This is a genomic window from uncultured Solobacterium sp., from assembly GCF_963517755.1.
Classification (GTDB): Bacteria; Bacillota_I; Bacilli_A; order Erysipelotrichales; family Erysipelotrichaceae; genus Bulleidia.
Genome location: NZ_CAUQGG010000005.1, coordinates 77,917 through 100,226 on the forward strand (window position 1 = coordinate 77,917; position 22,310 = coordinate 100,226).

Below are 22,310 nucleotides of genomic sequence, written 5' to 3' on the forward strand. Positions count from 1 at the left end.
ATTACTCAATATAATTTTCATTTAGAAATAAGACCCTGTCGCAGATTCAACTGAAATATCAGAAATTGCATCAACAAGTTTATCTATCTCATCCTTAGTATTATAGAAATATAAAGAAATTCTAACAGTAGATGATTTTTTTATTACTTCGTTTAAAGTTTTCGCACAATGATCACCACTTCTAACCGCTATACCACGACTAGAAAGAAAACTAGCTGCATCCAAAGCAATAACACCATATGCACTAAATAGAATTGGACCGGTATCCGAATTTTGATTTAAAACTTTGATATTTTTTAAATTCACTAATCTATCTAGTAGATATTTTCGCAATTTCTGTTCATAACGATATATATTACTCATACCAATTTCCATCAGATAATCTACTGCAGCACCCAATCCTATCACTCCTTCAATATTCGGTGTTCCAGCTTCAAACCTATATGGAATACTTTTAAGAATTAATGTTCCATCTGTTTGAAATCTATATGACATATCGCCACCCATTAATAGTGGGTCCATCTTTTCTAGTAGATTATACTTTCCGAACAGTATACCTACCCCATCAGGCCCGCACATTTTATGCCCACTAAAAACCATAAAATCACAATCTAAATCTCTAACATCTATCGGCATATGTGGAACAGACTGAGCACCATCTATAGCAACAAGCATATTATGATTATGTGCAACTTTACAAATTTCTTTTATTGGTCTAACACCGCCTAGCGTATTTGTTACATGTGCAATCACAATTGCTTTCGTTCTTTCGTTGATAGATTTTTCCAATTTATCTAGAGATATACTTCCATTTTCTTCAACATCTATATATTTGATTTTTATACCATATTTTTTTTCAAGTCTAAAAAATGGAAGCAGACTTGATGCATGTTCAATTTTTGTAGTCAAAATAACATCACCAGATTTTAATAGATTTTCTCCAAAACTATATGCAATCTGATTTAATCCTTGCGTTGTATTAAAAGTGAATATAATCTCTTCACTTTTACAATTGATTAATCGAGCTAATGACGTTCTAGTTTGATCAAAGAGTTCATTATTCTCACGTGCAATTAAATACTCTCCTCTATGTATATTAGACGTACTATTCTCATAGAAATTTTTTATTCTCTCAAGTACACATTTAGGCTTAAAAGTCGTTGCAGCATTATCAAAATATATATAATTAGCGTTATTTGAAAAAATAGGGAAATCTGTACGTATTATATTAACATCCATATTTATCACCCAAAATTATAATTTATACATCTTTATGCTTATACAATAATTGTTTTCTTTCCTTAGTTCAATCGTATTATATGATTGAAACAATAATTTTATGATACTTTCAATCAGTATAATTGCATTAAATTAAATTTATAATTCTTATATTTAACCAAATTCTTAAAAGTAATTCTAATCTGGCATATTTTATGTACAACCCCTCCTATATAGTACTAATAGATAAACAAGGAGGGATTTATCCATGAAAGAAGTTTATATAACAGTTACAGGAACACTCTACCGCTATGGTACAGAAATGGTTGAAAAAGGAGATATCCTTTATCTCAAGAAAGATACAAATAACGAATATGACACTGAATCTATTCAGGTAAATCATATCCCTTTTGGTAAAATCGGATATGTCGCAAACAGCGTTCAAACTGTGATTGGAGAATGTATGAGTGCTGGTAGACTCTATGATAAAATTGGACAAACTGCAGAAGCAGTCGTTACCTTCAAATCCGAGGATTATATCATTTGTAAAGTTGTTTTAGATCCTTCTTTTTCTGAAGTCCAAGCTTACCAGCAGAATGCATGTAACGAAAAATAGCCGCAAGGCTATTTTTTTATTGTCTTTGATAATATGAAACCAATGAGTAATCCAATCACAGAGAAGATTACCCATGCAAATCCAATTTCATACATTGGTAATTTCTGATATAGATTTACTAATCCATCCGTAAATGTACTATGCATGAATGTATAGGATGGCTTAGAAAAGGTATCGATAAACGCAGCGATAATTGTTGCGATAATCGTAGATTGATAGATAATCTTATTCTCTCCTACAAAGCTTCCAACCAACAACAAGAAGATAAATACAATCGTAATTGGATATAGAAATAGTAATGCAGGTAATGAGTACTTAAGAATACGATCTAATCCAAAGTTTGATAATAGGAATGAAATGAGTGTAAAGCCAATCGCATAAACACGATAGGATAGTGACTTCGGAAATACCTCAACAAATGTTTCTGCACAAGAAGTCACAAGACCTATCGCTGTCTTTAAACATGCGAAAATCATAATTCCTGCAAGCAATACATTTCCTATTGAGCCGTAATAATGTTTTGCAAGGATTGCTAAGGCAACACCACCATTTTCACTAGCACCTTGCAGTAGTACAGATTGTGCACCTAAGATTGTTAATCCAAAATAGATGATTGCCATTAATAAGACTGCTATAATTCCACTCTTGAGCGTAATCTTCGCAATTTCTTTTGCGTCCTTGATTTTAAATTCCTTGATTGCGTTAATGAGTACGATCGCAAATGCTAGAGAGGCTAAAGCATCCATCGTGTTGTAACCTTCTAAAAGACCTGTAAAGAATGGTTGTGATACATAACTATTTACTGGTTGTACAGATGTAAAAGCTCCAATCGGTTTGATAAATGCTAATACCAATAAGCAGAATAATAATACTAAGAAGATTGAGTTAATATATTTCCCGATCCAAGTCATAATCTTCGATGGACGCAAAGCGAATAGTAGCACTAGCGCAAAGAAAATCAGTGTATAGATAAATAATCCAAGTTGTGTTTGATCAGATGAAATAAATGGTGTAATTCCTGTTGTAAAACTAACCGTCGCTGTTCTTGGAATCGCAAATAATGGACCAATACTCAAATATAGGATAACTGTGAAGAAGTAACTAAACCCTGTGGATACCTTCTTTGAGGCATCAAATAGCCCCTCACTCTTTGAGATACCGATTGCGGCGATTCCAAGTAGTGGTAAACCTACACCAGTCATACAGAAACCAATAATCGCTGGAATACTGTTGGCACCGGATAACTGTCCCATATATACTGGGAAAATCAAATTACCTGCACCAAAGAACATTCCAAACAACATTGATCCAAGTAATAGATATTCTTTTATTGTTAATTTTTTCATAGAACTCCTTAAATAATACGTGTTGTCCATTCAGTACAATCCACAACACGAGTTGCTAAACCTTCATAGAAATCTGGCTCATGACATACCATTAGCACAGTTCCTTGATAATCTAATAATGCTTGTTTTAATGAATCCTTCGCATCCGCATCCAAGTGGTTTGTAGGTTCGTCTAATACGAGAATATTCGCATCACGGTTCATTAACTTACAAAGTCTGACCTTTGCCTGCTCGCCACCAGAAAGTACTTGAATACGACTTTCAATATGCTTTGTTGTTAAACCACACTTAGCAAGTGCCGCACGGCACTCATATTGTGTCCATGCTGGGAATGTATCCCAAATTTCCTGCAAGCATGTTTTATCATTATCACCAAACACTTCTTGTTCAAAGTATCCAATCTCTAGGTATTGGTCTTTTTCAATCTCACCAGATAATGGTGGAATAATACCAAGTAGACTCTTTAAAAGTGTTGTCTTACCAATACCATTGGCACCACTGAGGATCACCTTCTCTTTTCTTTCCACAAGAAAATCAAGTGGCTTGGAAAGTGGTGTATCATAACCAATTACGAGTTGTTTTGTCTCAAAGATGATGCGACCTGGTGTACGTGCTGTACGGAATGAGAATTCTGGCTTTGGTTTTTCGATAGTCTTTTCAATCATCTCCATCTTATCCAGTTTCTTCTGTCGTGACATCGCCATATTACGTGTAGAGACTCGTGCTTTATTTCTAGCCACAAAGTCCTTTAACTCTGCAATTTCTTTTTGTTGGCGATTATAGGCAGCTTCTTTTTGTGCCTTGCGAACTTCGTAGACTTCCATAAACTTATCATAATCACCTACATATCTTGTAAGTGCACTATTATCCATGTGATAGATAATATTGACGACACTATTCAAGAATGGAATATCATGTGAAATTAAAATAAACGCATTCTCATATTCTTGTAAGTACTTCTGTAACCATGTGATATGTTCTACATCGAGATAGTTTGTAGGTTCATCTAAGAGTAAAATATCTGGCTTTTGGAGTAAGAGTTTGGCTAGTAAGACCTTTGTACGTTGTCCGCCTGATAAATCCACAACATCTCTATCCAAACCTAAATCATATAGGCCCAATGCACGTGATACTTCATCAATCTTCGCATCAATCATATAGAAGTCATGTGCATTTAGTACATCCGCTAATGAACCCGCTTCACTCATCATCTCATCCATCTGTGCTTCACTGATGGACTCATCTGCCATATCCATATAAAGTTGGTTCATGCGACTTTCCATTTCAAAAAGTTCATCGAAGGCTGTCTGTAAGACCATACGTATTGTGCTACCTTTTGTTAAGATAGCTGTCTGATCCATATATCCAGTGATGACATGTTTTGCCCATTCCACTTTGCCTTCTTCCGGAATGAGTTGACCAGTCACAATTTTCATAAACGTTGACTTACCTTCACCATTTGCGCCAATTAAACCAATATGTTCACCTTTCAAAAGACGAAAAGACACATCATCAAAGATGACACGATCTCCAAAGCTATGTGATAAATGTTCAACGTTCAATATACTCATGACTACCTCTTTACTTTAAAATGTTAAAACTTTTCCCCAGTGATGTTTTAATGCTAGTCTCATTGAGATATACGCAATAATAATCCCTGCAGGAATATCGATGAAATAATGTTGTTTACATAATACCGTACTTGCGAAAATCAAAACACAGAATACTGCGGAGAAGATTCGATAGGACTTTGCGTACTCAGGGCATTTTGCGACTCCCATATAACAACAAGTGCTAATCAAACAATGGTAACTTGGTGCTAAGTTTGTACCATAGCGGCCACCATCCATATTGTAAATCCACTGCAGTGCTTGATTTAGCACACCAGGATTATCATTAAGAAGGTTCTCTGCAACACGATCCATACGTGTAGGATAGACTGTAAATACAATCGCGCCAATTAAATAGGCGACAAACATTCCAATCAAGAAATCTTTGAAATGGTCCTTTGTTCCATCTTTCGCTACAGCCATTGGACCATAAATCCAGAAAAAATACGACAAGATATAAACAGTAATGAAAGGAAGAAATAGTGGAATCAAATCATCCAACCATGCAATCTTAGTTGTATGCCAGCTAATTCCAAGCGCAAGACTAATATCATTTGCCCAAAGATACATATATCTCTGCAAAATAAACATGCCTATTCCAGCGATATATCCATACACTGGAATCTTGAAAAACCTCTTATTTAAACAGTCTTTTAACCATTTCATAATCGTCCTCTTTCACATCGCTTATTATATCGTAGACAATGTAAATCTCCTATCGTTATCATCAAAAAAGGAGGTAAATTACCTCCCTATGCCTGTGTAAGGATGTATCGATATAATAATTCAACTGTATCAACAACATCTCGTACATCGACGACTTCATAGCTATGTACATAACGCATTGGAATCTGGACACCACCAGCGATAATACCACCATTTAATGTCTGCATAAAGCTCGCATCGGTCGCACCAGCCGCATACGCTTCAATTCCGTATGGAATCTGATTATCCTTTGCAACCTTCTTTAAATCACGCACAAGCTGTGGATGTGCAATCAAGCCACCAATACAAGTAGAAAGTTTATCCATCACCTTGATGGATGTTCCCTTACCTAATACGTTGATGTATTCCGATTCTGGAACACCTGGAATATCTGTCGCAAGACTCATATCTAAAGCAATCGCAATATCAGGTTTAATGTTTGTCGCAGCCACAATAGCACCACGAGCACCTACTTCTTCTTGGGTTGTAAATACAGCATAGAAATCAGGAATGTCTTCTCTACCTTGTAGTAAGCGTACAACTTCTTCCAAGATAAACACGAGTGCACGATCATCCAGTGCCTTACCACCTAATTTATGCTTACCAAGTTCAATTACTGGATAGTCGATCGAAACTGCATTTCCCTCTTCGATACCAAGGTCTAATACCTCTTGGCGAGATTCACAACCCACTTCAATAAAGAATTCATGTACGGAAGAAGGCATTGTTGTACAACGGTCTGGTCTTCCAGGATGAAGTGAATTAATAATACCATTGATATGCTTACCTTCATCTGTCTTAATGATGACGCGCTTGCCAAAGAACTGTTGAGGCGCGAAACCTCCAAGTGTATCTACCCAAATAAATCCTTTACTGTCGATATGACGAATAATCAAACCAATTTCATCCATATGTGCCGCAATCAAAATCTTCTTATCACCAGTTCCTTTACGATGATAAATTAAATTACCAAGCACATCTGTAGAATGTGTGAAGTCTGAATCAGCTAAGTTTTGCTTGATAAGTTCTGCGACTTCTTCTTCAAAACCGCTAGGTCCAAATACGGATGACAATCCTTTGATACGCTCGCGGAAGTTCTTTTCAATTTGTTCACGATTAAATTCCATAAGTTTACTCACTTTCATTTTCTGCATTTAGTATGCATGCATATTGATGACCATTTCCTAGGTCTTTAACTTCTGGTTGTTTGAGTGCACATTCCTCTTTCGCAAAAGGACATCTGGTGTGGAATACACAACCTTTTGGTGGATTAGATGGTGATGGAAGATCACCTTCAATCAGTGTATTTTCACTCATCTCTACACCAATTGTAGGAATCGCATTTAATAATGTTCGTGTATAAGGATGTGATGGATGATTGAAGATATCCGCACAACTCCCCTCTTCAACAACATGTCCTAAATACATTACTAGAATACGATCTGCGATATGTTTTACAACACCTAGATCGTGTGAAATAAAGATATAAGAAATGTTCAATTCTTCTTGTAGTTGTTTTAATAGATTAATAATTTTTGCTTGGATAGAAACATCCAACGCAGATACTGGTTCATCACAGATAACAATATCTGGTTTTAAAATAATTGCACGTGCAATTCCAATCCGTTGTCTTTGACCACCAGAGAATTCATGTGGATAACGATTGATCCACGTTGGATCTAGTCCAACAAGTTTCATGGTTTCTAATACCATTTCTTCTCGCTCACTACGTGTTTTCCAAGTTTTTTCAATATCAATTGGCTCCGCAATGATATCTCGTACCGTCATACGTGGATTTAAAGAAGAATATGGATCTTGGAAAATAATCTTTAACTTCTTTCTCGCTTCGCGTAACTCTTTTCCTTTTAAACTTGTAAAATCTTCTCCATGTAGGATAACCTTCCCTGAAGTTGGTTCCGTCAAACGAATTAATGATTTTACTGTTGTTGATTTACCACATCCACTTTCCCCAACAATCGCAAGTGTCTCTTTACAATGTAGTACAAAACTTACATCATCAACTGCTTTTACACTTTCCTTCTTTTGAAATAGTGTACCTTGTTGGTAGTATTTCTTTAGATTTTGAACTTCAAGAATGATTTCACTCATTGTGCCATCCTCCTTCATCTACCAACAAGCAACGAACGTCATGATCATCATAGTGCTTGAGGCTAACTTTCTTCGTAAAACATTCGCCCTTCGCAAATGGACATCTAGGTGCGAACAAACATCCTTCTGGCAAGTTATCCAACATCGGTACTGAACCGGGGATATCTTGTAGAGAAGATTGTTGTTTATTAATTTGTGGAATTGCATTCTGTAAACCAATCGTGTAAGGATGTAATGGCTTTTCAAACAACTTCTTACATGGAGCACTTTCCACAAATTGACCTGCATACATGACAATAACACGGTCAACCATCTGATAGATCACTCCCATATCATGGGAGATAAAAATGACTGCAGTATTTGTTTCATCACGTAGCTTCTTTATTAAGCGAAGAATCTGTGCTTGAATCGTTACGTCCAAAGCTGTAGTAGGCTCATCACAGATAAGTAGCTTTGGATGACAAACAAGTGCCATCGCAATCATAATACGCTGTCTCATACCACCAGATAATCTGGATGGAATATCATGATAAACCTTTTCCGGTTGCGGAATCCCTACATCACGAATCGCAGCGATGGCACGTTCTTTAAGTTCAGTATTTGAAACTTTCTCATGCGCTTTGATAGCTTCTTCAATTTGCTTACCAACTTTCATCAACGGATTTAATGAAGTCATTGGCTCTTGGAAAATCATAGAAATATCTTTTCCACGTATTCTTTGAAACTCTCGTGGACTGAGTGTTGTCATATCTTGGCCTGCATAGAATATCGTACCAGCTGCGATTTTTGCGGGTGAATTCAAAAGATTCATAATCGCAGATGCCAGCATGGATTTACCGCAACCACTTTCACCTACAATACCTACAATTTCGCCCTCTTTGATAGATAAATTTACTTTATCTATGACTGGAAGTGGCCCCTTTTCTGACAAGAGTTCTACTTCTAAGTCTTTAATCTCTAATACTGTATTTTGGCTCATAGTTCACCTCTTGAAATACGTAATTTAGGATCTAAGGCATCACGTAGTCCATCACCCATCATGTTAAAGGCCATTACTGTAACGATAATGCATAAACCTGGGAATAAACTGTAATACGTATTACTACGAATAAAATCCTGTGATTCCGCAATCATCGATCCCCAGCTTGGCTTTGGTGAAGGTACGCCTAAACCTAAATAACTTAAACTAGCTTCCGATAAGATTGCGCTAGGAATACCTAACGTAATCGAAACAATTAACATTGGAATACAGTTTGGGAATAAATGCTTTAGGATAATACGTAATGTAGAACCACCATCTACCTTACATGCTTGAATGTATTCTTGGCCCTTTAGCTGCATTACTTGCCCACGAATTAATTTGGCAGTACTTGCCCAACTCAATAAACCCAGTGAGATATATAGATTTGTAATACCTGGTCCTAATGCGTACATTAATGCCATCGCAAATAACAAAAATGGAAACGAAGAAAATACCTGCATTACAAATGAAATTGCATCATCTGTTTTACCACCGACATAGCCTGCTGTAACACCCATAAAGTATCCGATAATTGTCGCAATTAATTGCGAAATAATACCTACTGATAGTGATACACGACAACCATACACACAACGTGTAAAGATATCTCTACCATACTGGTCTGTACCCCACCAGTGCTTTAAACTAGGTGATAATAGTCGCTCTGACAATGCTTGCTTTTCAGGGTCATAACTAGTAATCAGTGGAGCGATAAAACAAATAATAATCAAACTGATTAGAATGAGTGCTGATACAACTGCGACTTTATTTTTACAAAAACGTTGGAAGGATTCACTATAGAAATTATTTTTCTTCATTAGTTAACCTCCTTTGTTAAACGTATGTTTGGATTAACAACTGCATATAATATATCTACCGCAAAATATACAAGTACACATATCGCTGCCACATAGATGACACCGCCTTGTACAAGCGGAATATCACGACGATTGATTGCATCAATCAATAACTTACCGATACCTGGAATATTAAATACATTCTCGGTAATCATCGATCCTGTTAGTAACACACCAAAGTCGTTTCCAAGAATCGTCATAATTGGAATTAGTGCATTACGGAATGCATGGAAGAAGATGATTCTTGGATAACTAATACCCTTCGCAAATGCTGTACGGATATAATCCTGTTTCATTACTTCTAACATCGACGTACGTGTAACACGTGCGATCGATGCGGCAGATCGAATGCCTAGCGAAAATGACGGTAACACCCACCATATTGCAGATTTCACACCTGATACTGGAAACCAGCCAAGTTTCAAACCAACAAAAATCTGTAAGATAATCGCAATCCAAAACGATGGCGCTGAGATACCAAAGACAGAAAGCGACATAAGAATACGATCAATAATACGATTGTGGTATACCGCTGCTAATACGCCAAATAATAATCCGATTACGATTGCGATAATGTATGCCGCAATCGCCATCACAAATGTATATTTAAATGCTTGTAAAATTAAAGTTAATACTGCTTTACGTTGGAAGTAACTAGTGCCTAAATTTCCTGTAAGTAGGCCTTGTAGCCAACGCAAATATTGGAGTGGCAAAGGCACATCAAGACCTAGTTGGTGTCTAGCAGTTTCAATTGCGTCTTTACTTGCAAATTCACCAAGCATTGCGGCTACGACGTCTCCTGGAATTACATTTAAAACGATAAATGTAAGTAAGGAAATCGCAAAGATAATCATTATTGCCAACAGTGCTCTTTTTAAAATATATTTACCCATGCCTATATCCTTTCATCAATAACAGAAATACAGTCTGTGTGTATGGAATCATCACACACAGACTGCTATCCTAATGTTTTTTACTTTTGTTCTTTTGCTGCTGCTTGTGCATCAATATCTGCATTCCAGAAGTGGTAGATTAAGTTACCTACTGTAAAGTTCTTAACGTATGACTTCGCAATGAATTGGCTCTGTGGATAGTATAGAGGTATGCATGCATAGTCGTCGAATGTAAGAATCTTATCTGCTTCTTTATATAATTCTGCACGTTCTTTTTCGTCTGTAGAAGCTCTACCCTTATCTAACGCTGCATCATACGCTGGGTTATCATAGAACACACCACGATTTACAGAGTTCTTTGAGTAGAAGTAGTTATACATTTGGAAGTCACCATCTGGATATAACGCATTCCAAGTCATGCCTGTTAATGCAAGGTTACCTGCAGCACGATCAGAGTTCCATGTAGCGTTATCAACAATATTCAATGTTAACTGGATACCAACTTCAGCTAAATAACCTTGTAATGCATCAAATACTGTCTTATCTGCTTCACGAATTTCAGCTGTCAGTGAGATTCCATTGCTGTAACCTGCTTCAGCTAATAACTTCTTAGCAGCTTCAGGATTGTATTCTAATACCTTTCTTGAATCATCATGACCAGGGATCTGGTTGTTCAAGAATGATGTTGCAGGAATACCAGCACCCGCAAGAATTGTCTTAACTAATTCTTCACGGTTGATAGCGAGGGAGATTGCCTTACGTACATTTACATCAGAGATATATTCACTCTTGAGATTTAGTGAGATGAATGATGTTCCTAATGGATGATATGTATGAATTTCATCACTATGAGAAGATTGATATTGTTCTAATAAACTTGCAGGTAAATCTGCTAAATCAATATCACCATTTTCATAAGCAATTAACTTTGTCTGTGCATCATCATAGTAAAGGAAATGTAGTTCATCAAGATTTACATCACCACCGTGATACTTTTCATTCTTAACGAGTACTACTTCTGTTGTATCATCGTTTGATTGAATCTTGTATGGGCCTGTACCAATGAGGTTTGTACCTGTACCCCAAGCAGCACCTGCTTCCTTTGTTGCTTTCTCTGGGAAAATATTTGCATATGAAGTTCCTAAGTTCTTAACAAAAGGAGCGAATGCATAATCTAGTGTGATGTTGAAGTGATAATCATCAACGATTTCAAATCCAGAAAGCTCTGTAGCATTTCCTGCAAGCATGTCTTTCGCACCTGCAATCATTGAGAAGTATGTTGTTGACTTGGCTCCTGTAGCAGGTGTAAACATACGTTCAAAGGTATACTTAACATCTGATGAATGTAGTTCTGTACCATCTGTGAAGTAAACACCCTTCTTTAATGTAAAGGAATATACTTTTCCATCTTCAGAAACCTTTGGGAAATCTTCAATCAATACTGGTTCTTCTTCATTGTTATCATCGAAACGTAAGAGTGACTCAGTTACTTCATCTGCAATCGAAGCAGCACCAGAAGATGTACTAATCTGCATGTCTAAGCCTGTTCCTGCATTGGCTTGTCCGAAGCGTAATACTTTCTTCTCAGTTGTTGTTTCAGCTGTAGAGCTGGACTTTCCTGCACTGCATCCTGCAAGCAAGGAAATTGTTGTTGCAATTACTGCAAACTTTTTAATAAATTTACTCATCTTTTCCTCCCTGTACCTTTATCGTGTTGGCGTAAAGTACTATACAAAAAATCCCGTCATCACAATATACATTCGTATACTGCAAGGACGGGATATATCATCACGTGTTACCACCTTGTTTTATTGTTTCATCACTGAAACAACCTCATCGAGTACCAACATACTCTAATCCTATAACGGGAATGCCCGGTCATGCCTACTTATCGACACAACAGCTCCAAGACCATTTTCATTACTCATTAACTTGTTCGCTTTCACCTAACCGAACTCTCTAAGAAGTGTTAAAGTAACTACTTTTCTCTTCATTGCTTTTGTATGTGAACTACTTTAATGCATATATTGTTATCTGTCAAACAAAATAATTTTCATTTGCTAAAATTTTCTTTCAAATACTTTATAGAATTGTATTTATCAACCTATATCGTACGTATTTAATAGCGTTTTTAAGTTTCCAATTTTTTCTTAACTTGTTGCTGTTTTCTTTTTAGCCATTACCATAATCATGATTGAAAGAGAAATTACCATAAGAGTTGTATACATCATTGGATTAAAGTAATCCGCTGTCTTTGGTGTCTCCTTAAAGTTTGTAATTGTGAAGCCTGTTTGTACATCGCCAGTTATACTTGTCGTATATCCAGCAATTCTATCTTCATCAATTGTATAGATAATTTCGTGTCCATCGTTTGCATCATATTTTGGTAGATTTGCAAATGTATGTCTCCAGTTATCAGCAGATGTGATTGTGATTGTATCTTTGATAGAACCATCTGCAAGAAGTTTAACTGTAATAGATGTTGCCGGTTGCCCAACCCACTTTTTCTCTACATCAATCGATCTTATTTCAGTATTTGTATTTGTGATTGTATAACCACCTACCATACTTCCAGTCACTACAGAATCGTAATTTAAAACAGCATCTTCTAGAACCGTGTAGTTAATTTCAGTAGTTGTTCCTGGTTGATATTTTCTCAAGTCAACAAATGTATCCGACCAGTTATTCGCTGCATTCAATACAACTGTTTTCCCCGTATCTACATTATCAGCATATAGATGAATCGTTACTGAAGTACCTTCTGGTCCTATCCATTTCTTCTTTGTTGCAACATCAATCTTGATAGGATTATCTTTTATAGTCTGTATCGCACCATCTGTAGCAGTTACCTGTAACGTATATTCATCCTCATTCAATTCATATCCTTGGGGGGCCACTCTTTCTTTCACTTTATATGTTCCAACAGGGAGTGCAGCTGAAGTAACTGTACCATCCGCACCTGTAGTTAGTTCAAATGTAGTGCCATCTGGTCTAGTTACAGTAAATACCGCATTCGCTAAACGAGTCGCATTATCTTCCGCATCCACTTTAATCAGCTTGATTTTATTAGCCAAGTTTCCTGTTGCTGTACCACTTGAACTAAGTGTTTGATAATACCCACTATCTCCACCATTTTGCTCAGTCGATGTAAGATCTACATGATTTGTTAATCTAGTATCTGGTGTATATGTTGTCTTATATATTAGACGATATTGTGTAGCATTTATTGTACCGAGATTGATTGTAAAGCTTCTGTTATCTGCACCAAATGTAATTTTTCCAGCTAAACTTACCGCAACAGGATTACTTGCTTCTCCAAGAGTTGAGTAATCTACACTATATAATTCAAAGCTACCAGGAATATACGTCTCTGTACCATTACCACCTGTTAAATGGTCCGTAATCACAACATTTGTCAAAGTTGCTTTCTTGTAATTGATACGTACTTTCCATAAAGCTTGATCTGTAGTACCCGGTACTCCCTCACCGCTCTTCTTAAGAACCTCGTCATTATCTAAAGGTGTTGGGCCATCTAATCTAATAATTTTATTTACAACTTGACCATTTACAGAAACTGAAAATGTATTATTCTGATTGACCAATAAAGATGTATACAAAAACTTCGATGCAATCTTTATATTTCCCCTAACATCTGTTCTACCTGTTACCCAGTTTGTAAATGTTAGACGAACTTTACCACCTACATCCCCCGGACCAGGTGTAATATGTGCCGTTGCGATTACTGCTGTTCCATCATCGCTCATAACATTGAAATCATAAGTTGTTGTATCTGATGGAAACTTCATTGTTTGCGGTAAATCAATATCAAAATAATCACCAGCCTGTAATTGTGTTCCACTAGCATCCCAATCCAACTTCATTAAGAAGCGCTCTGTATACCATACGCTATTCACAGTTTGGCCAGAACTATTCTGTATCTCAAATGAAGTGACTGTAGATGGAACTTGTCTAGCAGGACCAGCCGCAGAAACACGCCACATGATACCTTGAAATAACAAAGTAAACATCATTACTACTGATAATACATACCGAAAAAACTTCTTTCTCTCCATTTTCCCATCTCCCATAATCGTCATTCTCCCAAAGAGTATTACGACAACCAACGAATAGATTCTATCCACTTTTATGTGTAACTTGTTATACTAACCTACATCCCTTTGAGTTTCCAATATATATGGCTATACCGATACTTTTCATAGAGTTTTCTACTCATTAAATCTAAGCATACAATATAGCCATTTACATCTTTCCATTATGATAACCCTATATGTTTACATTAACAATTTAAGAAACTATTAATAATATCAACTATATTTCTGTTGTAATTTACATTAGGTTTATGACATTTTCATCACACAAAAAAGGATATGCAATGCACATCCTCTCATTTCTTATAGGTGTAGTACGCGCTCTTTGATTTCTTGTGTTCTTCCTTGGTTCCAGAATTGTGTTCCAATATAACCACAAGTACGACGTGCTACGTTCATCTTTGTTTGATCTGTATTACCGCAACATGGACACTTCCAAATTAACTTATGGTGCTCATCTTCGATGATACTAATTTCGCCATCATATCCACATACTTGGCAATAGTCACTCTTTGTATTCAATTCAGCGTATGTAATAGTATTGTAGATATGCTTCATAAGTGCAAGTACTGCAGGAATGTTATTTTGCATATTCGGAACTTCTACATAGCTGATTGCGCCACCTGGAGATAACTGTTGGAAGTCAGATTCTAACGTTAGCTTATCAAATGCATTGATATCTTCAGCAACGTGTACATGATAACTATTTGTAATATACGCGCGGTCTGTAACACCCTTAATTATTCCAAAACGCTCTTGTAGACACTTTGCAAACTTGTATGTTGTAGATTCCATCGGTGTTCCATATACGGAGAAGTCAATATTTGTTTCAGACTTCCATTTGTTGCAAGCATCATTCAAGTGCTGCATTACACGCATACCAAACTCTTTGCCCTTCTCTGTTGTATGAGATGTACCAGTCATGTAGTGTACACACTCATATAGGCCACCATAGCCTAATGAAATTGTGCTATATCCATTAAACAATAGTTTATCAATAACCTCACCCTTCTTCAAACGAGCAATCGCACCATATTGCCATAAGATAGGTGCTACATCAGATGGTGTTCCAAGCAATCTCTTATGACGAATCATCAATGCTCTATAGCAGAGATTTAATCTTTCATCAAAGATTTTCCAGAATTCTTCTTCATTACCCTTTGAAGAACATGCCACGTCAACTAAGTTAATTGTTACAACACCCTGATTAAATCTTCCATAGTATTTATGGTGGTTACGATCATAGTTCTCTGCTTCTGCAATATTTCCTAAATCTTTATCTGTAAAACGATCTACTGTTAAGAAGGAACGACATCCCATACATGGATATACATCACCGTTCTTAAGGTTCTTCATTACTTTAGCAGAGATATAGTCAGGTACCATTCTCTTCGCAGTACATTCAGCCGCAAGTTTCGTCAAGTAGTAATACTTACTATCTTCATATACATTATCTTCATCTAATGCATAGATAAGTTTAGGGAATGCTGGTGTAATATAGATGCCTTTTTCGTTCTTAACACCTGTCATTCTTTGCTTGAGCATCTCTTCGATGATAAGCGCAAGGTCATCTCTTGTCTGACCAGCTTCCACTTCATCTAGATACATAAACACTGTTACGAAAGGTGCCTGTCCATTTGTAGTCATCAGTGTAATGATTTGATACTGAATTGTCTGTACACCCGTTGTAATTTCTTTGCGTACACGCAATTCCGCAAGTGCATTAACCTTGTCATTATCAACTTCAATACCTGCTACAGCTAATTCTTCCGCTACATTACGACGATGCTTTTGACGTGATATTTCAACAAATGGCGCAAGATGAGATAGTGTAATTGTCTGTCCACCATATTGGTTTGAAGCTACTTGCGCAATAATTTGCGTCGCAATATTACAAGCAGTCGCAAAACTATGAGGTTTTTCAATTGCTGTACCTGAAATAACTGTTCCATTCTGTAACATGTCCTCTAGATTGACTAAACAACAGTTATACATCGGTTGTGCAAAGTAATCTGAGTCATGGAAATGAATAATACCTTTTTCATGTGCTTCATAGATATCTTGAGGTAATAAAAAACGCTTTGTAATATCTTTAGAAACTTCACCCGCCATGTAGTCACGTTGTGTACTATTTACAGTTGGATTTTTATTGGAGTTTTCTTGTTTTGCTTCTTCATTGTTTCTTTCTAATAAAGAAAGAATCTTTTGGTCTGTAGTATTTGCCTTACGAACTAAAGCACGTTCATAACGATATGTAATATAGTTATGTGCCACTTGGAAAACTTGAGCCTTCATTAATTCGTTTTCAACCATATCTTGAATTTCTTCAACAGATACAGATCTCTTTAGAGATTTGCACTTGTTAGAAACACGTTCTGTAATATCATGGATTACTTCCGCTGTTGTACGGTGTGACAAATCTGTCGCGTTATTTGCCTTTGTAATCGCATTTTCAATCTTCGATACATCGAATGCGAGTTCTTCACCACTACGCTTAATTACGTTCATTTTACTCCTCCATATAAAAATAGTTGCATTTCCAACTATTATTTCGTATACAAGAATAATACCCTCTCACCAGATGAAATACAAGCATCATTATTATGAAAATCACATCAAAAAATATGCCTAAAAACTTTCATTTTAAAAAGTCCGCATCTATAAAGGACTTTTTAAAAATGTAATAATTTTTCATCAAAAATATTTTTGTAATTATCATGCCAATTAAATCCACCCTATCAAAATTACAAACTACCATGAAAACGAGTATACTTTACTTTCACAATTTGTAAAATTCCTTACATCATAATATCTTGAAAAAAATCCATCCCTATAGGATAGATTCATTTTGCTTATTCCCAACCCTTTGAAGAATAATATTCCAAGTTGGTGATTTGTTGATTTGCGTCAATATCGCAGAAGATATAGCAGAAACGATATGGCGTTTCAGAACGATGATTTGCAGTATAATAACTAATTCGCACAAAGTAGCGATATACATCATCTTTTATTGTTACAAGTTGTACATCCTGCTTAAGATACTTCATATCTGATAGGATTTCAAAAGTAGGATTTGATCCATCTGTAATACTTGCTGGATCTTTCATTCCCTCCACAAAAAACTGTGTATCTGTTTTTAAGTTGTATGTGGAAATTATACTTGATCTTTGCGTTGCATATTCTTCTGGTGAATTCCAAACAAAGGCAGTTGTCCAAAGTTGATCCATCATTGCAGTATCTGAGGACAATCGTTTAGAGGAAGTGTAAATTGTATCGCTTTCCCCAAAACCATTTACATATCCTGACGGTATTTGTGCCAATTGATTCTTCAATCCTTCTATCTCATCTAATTGAGATAGCCATTGAACATTTTTACGATTACCCCACTGCCAACTCAGAAAAAGAGTAACTACCATGATAAGTGCACATAACAAACATATAACAAAACTAGCTAGTCTTTTCATATTAATACCAAGCCTCCACAGAACTTCCTTTCAGTTCCCTACCATTTGGATTTCCATATTGACTGTAATTTAGAACAAGATTCGAGAAATGATTTGTACTAACATCATAATAGCCCTGTACCCATGCAAGCATGTTCACTCCATCGCTTAAAATCCAAATCACTTTTTGACTTGAACCCGAGAATATAAACGTTGGTGCAAATGACCATGTATATGCACCATCTATCGGATACCATATAGACAAGAAATTCGTATTATCACCAGCAACAATATATGTCTGCATCGATGTCTGTAATTCTGAACTTACAGTATCTGTTTGATCTTGCAAAGCCTGTGTCTGTGCTTGTGCTACTGCATTTCCAGCATTAAACATCGTTTCAAGTTTTGCATACTCTTCTGAAGATGTTTCTTGTTGTAATGCTTGTGCATCTGCAATCTGTTGTGATAATGCATTTGCTTGATTAGCACGTTGAATAGAGTCCCTTTCAAACTGTTGTGCAGATTGAAATGTCCCATAGGCAATATATACTGCTATAGCTATAAATACTACCGAAAGAAATGTAAATATCTTACGCATAATAATACCCCTTCTTAGCGATTATACCATGAATAGAGAAATAAAAAGAAAGAGGTCTCTCAAACCTCTTTCTAAGCATGTTTTACTTGTTGTCCGCAACGATAGTATCAGCAGCTGTACGACCTGAAACGAAGATTTCGACAATCGCATTACCACCTAAACGGTTACCACCATGGATACCACCAGTTACTTCACCAGCAGCGTATAGACCCTTGATGATCTTGCCATCTTTATCTAATACGTGACGCTGTGCATCAACTGTTACACCACCCATTGTATGGTGTGTAGATGGAGCTAGTATTCTAATCTTTAACTTAACGCCATCAAGCTTATAAGTATCAACGATATACTTACCGTTTTCATCCTTTTCAGCTGTACCAATTAATGTTGTCCAACCTGTCTTTGTTGGGTTCAATGTGTTTTCTGTACCTGTCATCAATGCCATATCGTATTCCTTGATTGTATTGATAACTTCTTCTTGTGTGCATTCAAAGCCTAATTGCTTGAATAACTCACCTAACTGATCAACAGTTCTTGTGTACTGTCTATTTTCAACATCACTTTCCCAAAGTGTTAGATCTTCATCCTTTGGTGTTCCATAAGGATATGGACCAGGAACTAATTGGTTGGAGTTTGCAATATCCATAATTGTTCCATTTGTACCATTGAAGCTTACACCGTTTTCAAATTCAGCAAGTGATAATACGTCACGTTCACCAGTTTCGTTAACGAAACGCTTACCAGTTGTAGGGTTGATATAGATTGCATAGTGTCCACCACCAAATGCGAGATTTCCATTATCTACCCAAGAGATAGGCATCATCTGTGTAAAGCCCATACCTGTTGTAGCAGCGCCTACTGCTTCTGCCATATCAATACCAGAACCTACTAATGAAGAACGGTTTGTTGTACGTGTATTTGTTGTGATATCTCCATCTGCCCAGTAGTCATTTGTTTCCATAACGCGCTTGATATCTGCAGCGTATCCACCAGTTGCGAGTACTACACCCTTCTTAGCATGGATTGTAACTGGAGTTCCATCGTACTGCTCACCCTTAACACCAACTACTTTTCCATCCTTATCTGTGATAAGTTCTGTCACCTTTGTACGTAACATGATTTCGTTGTCTGCATGGTTAGCAGCTGTTTCAAGTAATGTCTTCTTAGTTGTTGCAAAGTATGTATTCCAAACTGTCTTACCCTTTACATTCTTTCCATCTGGATCTGGTGTTCCATCACCATTAAGATCACTTCCCTTGAAGTCATTTTCACGGTTCCATAAAGCACCTACAATAATTGGCTGAATAGAGTTATCAAAGATTGCGCCCTGATCTTCTAACCAACCCTTAAGGTCTTGTCCGCCTTCAACAAACTGCTTAACAAGATCATATGAACCATAGATCCATGAAGTCTTTTCAGCATTTGGTCTTAATCCACCATAGTATGTCTGGAAGATATGTAGATTTGGAGTTGAGAATAATGTGATTTCACCTTCAGCCTTACCTGCATCTAACTGTGGCTGTGCCCAGTTCAAGTAAGCCTGAATCTCACTCTTCAATTCTTTTAGTGTGCTTAAGTATTCTGCATGTACACCAGCATGTGACAATGTTTCAATATCACCTGCTACAAATGGTGTTTTATCAAAGTACTTACTATCGAATTCATTTTCATTCCAGTTAAGGATTTCCTTTAATACCTTGATGTTACCAGTAGCGTTATGTACTTTATTGTATGTAACACCCTTGTAAACACCTGTTGTCGCATCTGGATCAGCTGGATCCCAAACTAAGTAAGGCTGTGCAGACTGGAACTGTCCACCAGAAGCTACTGTATTACCACCAATCTCAGAGTTAACTTCTAATACAACTACTGAGTTACCATTCTGTGCAGACTGAACTGCTGTAGCCATACCAGCACCACCAGCACCTACTACAACAACATCAGTTGTCTTTTCGATTGCTTCACCAGCTTTATGTTCTACTGTATTCTTCTTAAAACCATCTAAATCATTAGCTTCTGCTTGTTTTGCTGCATCAATTAACGCATTCTTGAAGCCGATTGAAGTAAATGTAGCACCCGAAACAACATCAATGCCAGCACCATTTGCTTCCTTCGCATCTGCTACTAAATAATCAAATGCTGGTGTTCCGATATGATTTGTTTCTTTATTATCACTATAATCAATTTCGGAAATACCATCCTTTGTAAATGTAACTGATAAGTTGATAGGCCCATTATAACCTGTGCCAGTACCTGTATATGTACCTTCCTTGTAAGTTACCTTTACATTTTCTTTTTTCTTTGCACTATCTTCTTTGTTGCCTGGTGAACATGCAACAAGTGAAATAGCCATCAAAGAACTGAGTCCTAACTTCACGTAATTCTTCATTTTTCCCTCCGTGTGTATTTTTTAACAAATACCCTAATCATATAGTATCTTACTTCTTATTTTTTTGCTAATGAAATATTAAAAAACTGCCCATCGGCAGTTTAAAAATTTTATAATTGTTTAACAACATCTTCTACATGGCTTGTAGCCTTAACTTTTTGGAAAGTTTTGATGATAATACCCTGTTCATCAATTAAGTATGTAGAACGTTCAATTCCCATATATTTGCGACCATACATCGACTTTTCTACCCAAACATCATATGCCTGAATAGTCTCTGTACTTTCATCAGATAACAACGTAAATGGTAAATCATAGTTACTTTCAAACTTCTTGTGTGACTTTACACTATCCTTAGAAATACCTAATACGACTGCACCCTTTTCTTGAATCTGAGGAAGACGATCACGGAAGTTACAAGCTTCTGCTGTACAACCGGATGTATTATCCTTTGGATAAAAATAGAGAATTACCTTTTTACCTTTATACTCAGAAAGTGTATGCTCTACACCATTTTGATCTGGTAATTTAAAATCTGGTGCTTTTACTCCGACATTTAACATTTTTCATATCTCCCAGTTCTATATTTCAATGATAATACATAATGGAATTTAAAGCCTTGAATATGCTTATTGATATTGTTTTAGTAAATTCAGAATATCACTTGGCTTATAAATCGTTGGATATTCTCCAGTTTCAACACCCTCATGATAAACGATTTGTACCGGATGGATTCCCATAGATTCTGCAGCTTTAAGATTCCTTAACTGATCATCAACAAAAATACACTCCTCAGGTTTAAATCCTGCTTTTTCTAATGCATCTTGAAACATATGTACATCCGGTTTTAAAACACCCAATTCATAACTAAACGTATATTGGTCAATATATTCATCTAATTTGAATGCATGGATACGTCTTTCAATATATGGCCATGTATCAGAAATAATTCCAATACGATAACCTGCATCCTTTAATGTTTTCAGTGTTTCCAAGGAACTTGGTATCAAATTCATTGTTGCAAGATTTTCTACTGCATCAACTGCCAAAGTTACTGCATGTTGGAACGTTCCACCTAACTTTGCTTGATCAAATAGTGTTAGATAGAAACGAGTTAATCTTTCAATCTGTTCCTGCTCACTTCTCATTGTCGGATTTTCAATAAATGGTAAATACGCTGTGTTGTATGCATGTTGCCATACATTTTGGTCGAGTCTCGAAATTTTCTCTCGAGGAAATAGTTCATAGAATTTTTGATTCAAATTCCAATCACCGCTGCATGGTTCTAGAAGGGTCCAGCCTAAATCAAAAAATATACATTTTATCTGATTCATTATACCTACCTCTTGTTAGTACTATTATACCACTTATCAATACTAACAGAGGAATATATCTT

General features: G+C 36.4%; 18 protein-coding genes and 1 other annotated feature. Of the genes, 1 reads left to right on the forward strand and 17 read right to left on the reverse strand.

Features of this window, described 5'->3' with window-relative positions:
• Positions 1 to 21: 21 nt before the first annotated feature.
• On the reverse strand, positions 22 to 1,239 hold the full coding sequence (locus RWM19_RS04355; protein ID WP_294020193.1) for an aminotransferase class V-fold PLP-dependent enzyme: 1,218 nt from the start codon (positions 1,237 to 1,239) through the stop codon (positions 22 to 24).
• A gap of 247 nt (positions 1,240 to 1,486) precedes the next feature.
• Between RWM19_RS04355 and RWM19_RS04360 the strand changes: the two genes are divergently transcribed.
• On the forward strand, positions 1,487 to 1,834 hold the full coding sequence (locus RWM19_RS04360) for an HIRAN domain-containing protein (RefSeq protein WP_294025088.1): 348 nt from the start codon (positions 1,487 to 1,489) through the stop codon (positions 1,832 to 1,834).
• Positions 1,835 to 1,842: 8 nt separating this feature from the next.
• Here RWM19_RS04360 and brnQ read toward each other — a convergent pair whose 3' ends face one another.
• From brnQ to RWM19_RS04440, 16 genes are all read right to left on the reverse strand, one after another.
• On the reverse strand, positions 1,843 to 3,180 hold the full coding sequence (gene brnQ / locus RWM19_RS04365; RefSeq protein WP_313984141.1) for a branched-chain amino acid transport system II carrier protein: 1,338 nt from the start codon (positions 3,178 to 3,180) through the stop codon (positions 1,843 to 1,845).
• An 8-nt stretch (positions 3,181 to 3,188) separates the two neighbouring features.
• On the reverse strand, positions 3,189 to 4,751 hold the full coding sequence (abc-f, locus tag RWM19_RS04370) for a ribosomal protection-like ABC-F family protein (protein WP_313984143.1): 1,563 nt from the start codon (positions 4,749 to 4,751) through the stop codon (positions 3,189 to 3,191).
• Positions 4,752 to 4,766: 15 nt separating this feature from the next.
• Entirely contained in the window at positions 4,767 to 5,456 is a 690-nt protein-coding gene (locus RWM19_RS04375; RefSeq protein WP_313984146.1) for a phosphatase PAP2 family protein, read from the reverse strand.
• Between the two features lie 86 nt (positions 5,457 to 5,542).
• A complete protein-coding gene (locus RWM19_RS04380; protein WP_313984149.1) occupies positions 5,543 to 6,622 on the reverse strand; it encodes a hypothetical protein in 1,080 nt (359 codons plus the stop codon).
• A 4-nt stretch (positions 6,623 to 6,626) separates the two neighbouring features.
• On the reverse strand, positions 6,627 to 7,604 hold the full coding sequence (locus tag RWM19_RS04385) for a dipeptide ABC transporter ATP-binding protein (protein WP_313984152.1): 978 nt from the start codon (positions 7,602 to 7,604) through the stop codon (positions 6,627 to 6,629).
• Positions 7,597 to 8,583, reverse strand: coding sequence for an ABC transporter ATP-binding protein (locus RWM19_RS04390; protein ID WP_313984154.1), 987 nt, complete (start codon positions 8,581 to 8,583; stop codon positions 7,597 to 7,599). Before RWM19_RS04390 ends, RWM19_RS04385 begins: the two co-directional genes overlap by 8 nt.
• A complete protein-coding gene (locus tag RWM19_RS04395) occupies positions 8,580 to 9,443 on the reverse strand; it encodes an ABC transporter permease (RefSeq protein ID WP_294023146.1) in 864 nt (287 codons plus the stop codon). Before RWM19_RS04395 ends, RWM19_RS04390 begins: the two co-directional genes overlap by 4 nt.
• Positions 9,443 to 10,375 (reverse strand): ABC transporter permease, encoded by a 933-nt coding sequence (locus tag RWM19_RS04400; protein ID WP_294023147.1) that lies wholly within the window; start codon positions 10,373 to 10,375, stop codon positions 9,443 to 9,445. The genes RWM19_RS04395 and RWM19_RS04400 overlap by 1 nt, the downstream gene beginning before the upstream one ends.
• Before the next feature lie 80 nt (positions 10,376 to 10,455).
• Entirely contained in the window at positions 10,456 to 12,063 is a 1,608-nt protein-coding gene (locus RWM19_RS04405; RefSeq protein WP_294023148.1) for an ABC transporter substrate-binding protein, read from the reverse strand.
• 80 nt (positions 12,064 to 12,143) lie between these two features.
• Positions 12,144 to 12,378: a binding site (T-box leader), on the reverse strand.
• A 147-nt stretch (positions 12,379 to 12,525) separates the two neighbouring features.
• Positions 12,526 to 14,448, reverse strand: coding sequence for a Cna B-type domain-containing protein (locus RWM19_RS04410; RefSeq protein ID WP_313984160.1), 1,923 nt, complete (start codon positions 14,446 to 14,448; stop codon positions 12,526 to 12,528).
• Between the two features lie 339 nt (positions 14,449 to 14,787).
• Entirely contained in the window at positions 14,788 to 16,992 is a 2,205-nt protein-coding gene (nrdD, locus tag RWM19_RS04415) for an anaerobic ribonucleoside-triphosphate reductase (protein ID WP_313984163.1), read from the reverse strand.
• 344 nt (positions 16,993 to 17,336) lie between these two features.
• A complete protein-coding gene (locus RWM19_RS04420; RefSeq protein WP_313984165.1) occupies positions 17,337 to 17,948 on the reverse strand; it encodes a hypothetical protein in 612 nt (203 codons plus the stop codon).
• A gap of 1 nt (position 17,949) precedes the next feature.
• The gene (locus RWM19_RS04425; protein WP_313984168.1) at positions 17,950 to 18,525 is read right to left on the reverse strand and encodes a hypothetical protein; all 576 of its coding nucleotides are present in this window, start codon (positions 18,523 to 18,525) and stop codon (positions 17,950 to 17,952) included.
• Positions 18,526 to 18,607: 82 nt separating this feature from the next.
• Positions 18,608 to 20,914 carry an FAD-dependent oxidoreductase gene (locus RWM19_RS04430; RefSeq protein ID WP_313984170.1) on the reverse strand — a complete coding sequence of 769 codons (2,307 nt, stop codon included), beginning with the start codon at positions 20,912 to 20,914 and terminating at the stop codon, positions 18,608 to 18,610.
• A 110-nt stretch (positions 20,915 to 21,024) separates the two neighbouring features.
• On the reverse strand, positions 21,025 to 21,477 hold the full coding sequence (bcp, locus tag RWM19_RS04435) for a thioredoxin-dependent thiol peroxidase (RefSeq protein ID WP_313984173.1): 453 nt from the start codon (positions 21,475 to 21,477) through the stop codon (positions 21,025 to 21,027).
• A 66-nt stretch (positions 21,478 to 21,543) separates the two neighbouring features.
• On the reverse strand, positions 21,544 to 22,248 hold the full coding sequence (locus RWM19_RS04440; protein ID WP_313984176.1) for an HAD-IA family hydrolase: 705 nt from the start codon (positions 22,246 to 22,248) through the stop codon (positions 21,544 to 21,546).
• Between the last annotated feature and the right edge of the window lie 62 nt (positions 22,249 to 22,310).

Coding starts and splice junctions, on each gene's coding strand:
- RWM19_RS04385 (WP_313984152.1), bottom strand. CDS start 7,604: ATGAGTGAAATCATTCTTGAAGTTCAAAATCTAAAGAAATACTACCAA.
- RWM19_RS04380 (WP_313984149.1), bottom strand. CDS start 6,622: ATGGAATTTAATCGTGAACAAATTGAAAAGAACTTCCGCGAGCGTATC.
- RWM19_RS04405 (WP_294023148.1), bottom strand. CDS start 12,063: ATGAGTAAATTTATTAAAAAGTTTGCAGTAATTGCAACAACAATTTCC.
- RWM19_RS04440 (WP_313984176.1), bottom strand. CDS start 22,248: ATGAATCAGATAAAATGTATATTTTTTGATTTAGGCTGGACCCTTCTA.
- abc-f (WP_313984143.1), bottom strand. CDS start 4,751: ATGAGTATATTGAACGTTGAACATTTATCACATAGCTTTGGAGATCGT.
- nrdD (WP_313984163.1), bottom strand. CDS start 16,992: ATGAACGTAATTAAGCGTAGTGGTGAAGAACTCGCATTCGATGTATCG.
- RWM19_RS04390 (WP_313984154.1), bottom strand. CDS start 8,583: ATGAGCCAAAATACAGTATTAGAGATTAAAGACTTAGAAGTAGAACTC.
- RWM19_RS04375 (WP_313984146.1), bottom strand. CDS start 5,456: ATGAAATGGTTAAAAGACTGTTTAAATAAGAGGTTTTTCAAGATTCCA.
- RWM19_RS04430 (WP_313984170.1), bottom strand. CDS start 20,914: ATGAAGAATTACGTGAAGTTAGGACTCAGTTCTTTGATGGCTATTTCA.
- bcp (WP_313984173.1), bottom strand. CDS start 21,477: ATGTTAAATGTCGGAGTAAAAGCACCAGATTTTAAATTACCAGATCAA.
- RWM19_RS04425 (WP_313984168.1), bottom strand. CDS start 18,525: ATGCGTAAGATATTTACATTTCTTTCGGTAGTATTTATAGCTATAGCA.
- RWM19_RS04400 (WP_294023147.1), bottom strand. CDS start 10,375: ATGGGTAAATATATTTTAAAAAGAGCACTGTTGGCAATAATGATTATC.
- RWM19_RS04355 (WP_294020193.1), bottom strand. CDS start 1,239: ATGGATGTTAATATAATACGTACAGATTTCCCTATTTTTTCAAATAAC.
- RWM19_RS04420 (WP_313984165.1), bottom strand. CDS start 17,948: ATGAAAAGACTAGCTAGTTTTGTTATATGTTTGTTATGTGCACTTATC.
- RWM19_RS04395 (WP_294023146.1), bottom strand. CDS start 9,443: ATGAAGAAAAATAATTTCTATAGTGAATCCTTCCAACGTTTTTGTAAA.
- RWM19_RS04360 (WP_294025088.1), top strand. CDS start 1,487: ATGAAAGAAGTTTATATAACAGTTACAGGAACACTCTACCGCTATGGT.
- RWM19_RS04410 (WP_313984160.1), bottom strand. CDS start 14,448: ATGGAGAGAAAGAAGTTTTTTCGGTATGTATTATCAGTAGTAATGATG.
- brnQ (WP_313984141.1), bottom strand. CDS start 3,180: ATGAAAAAATTAACAATAAAAGAATATCTATTACTTGGATCAATGTTG.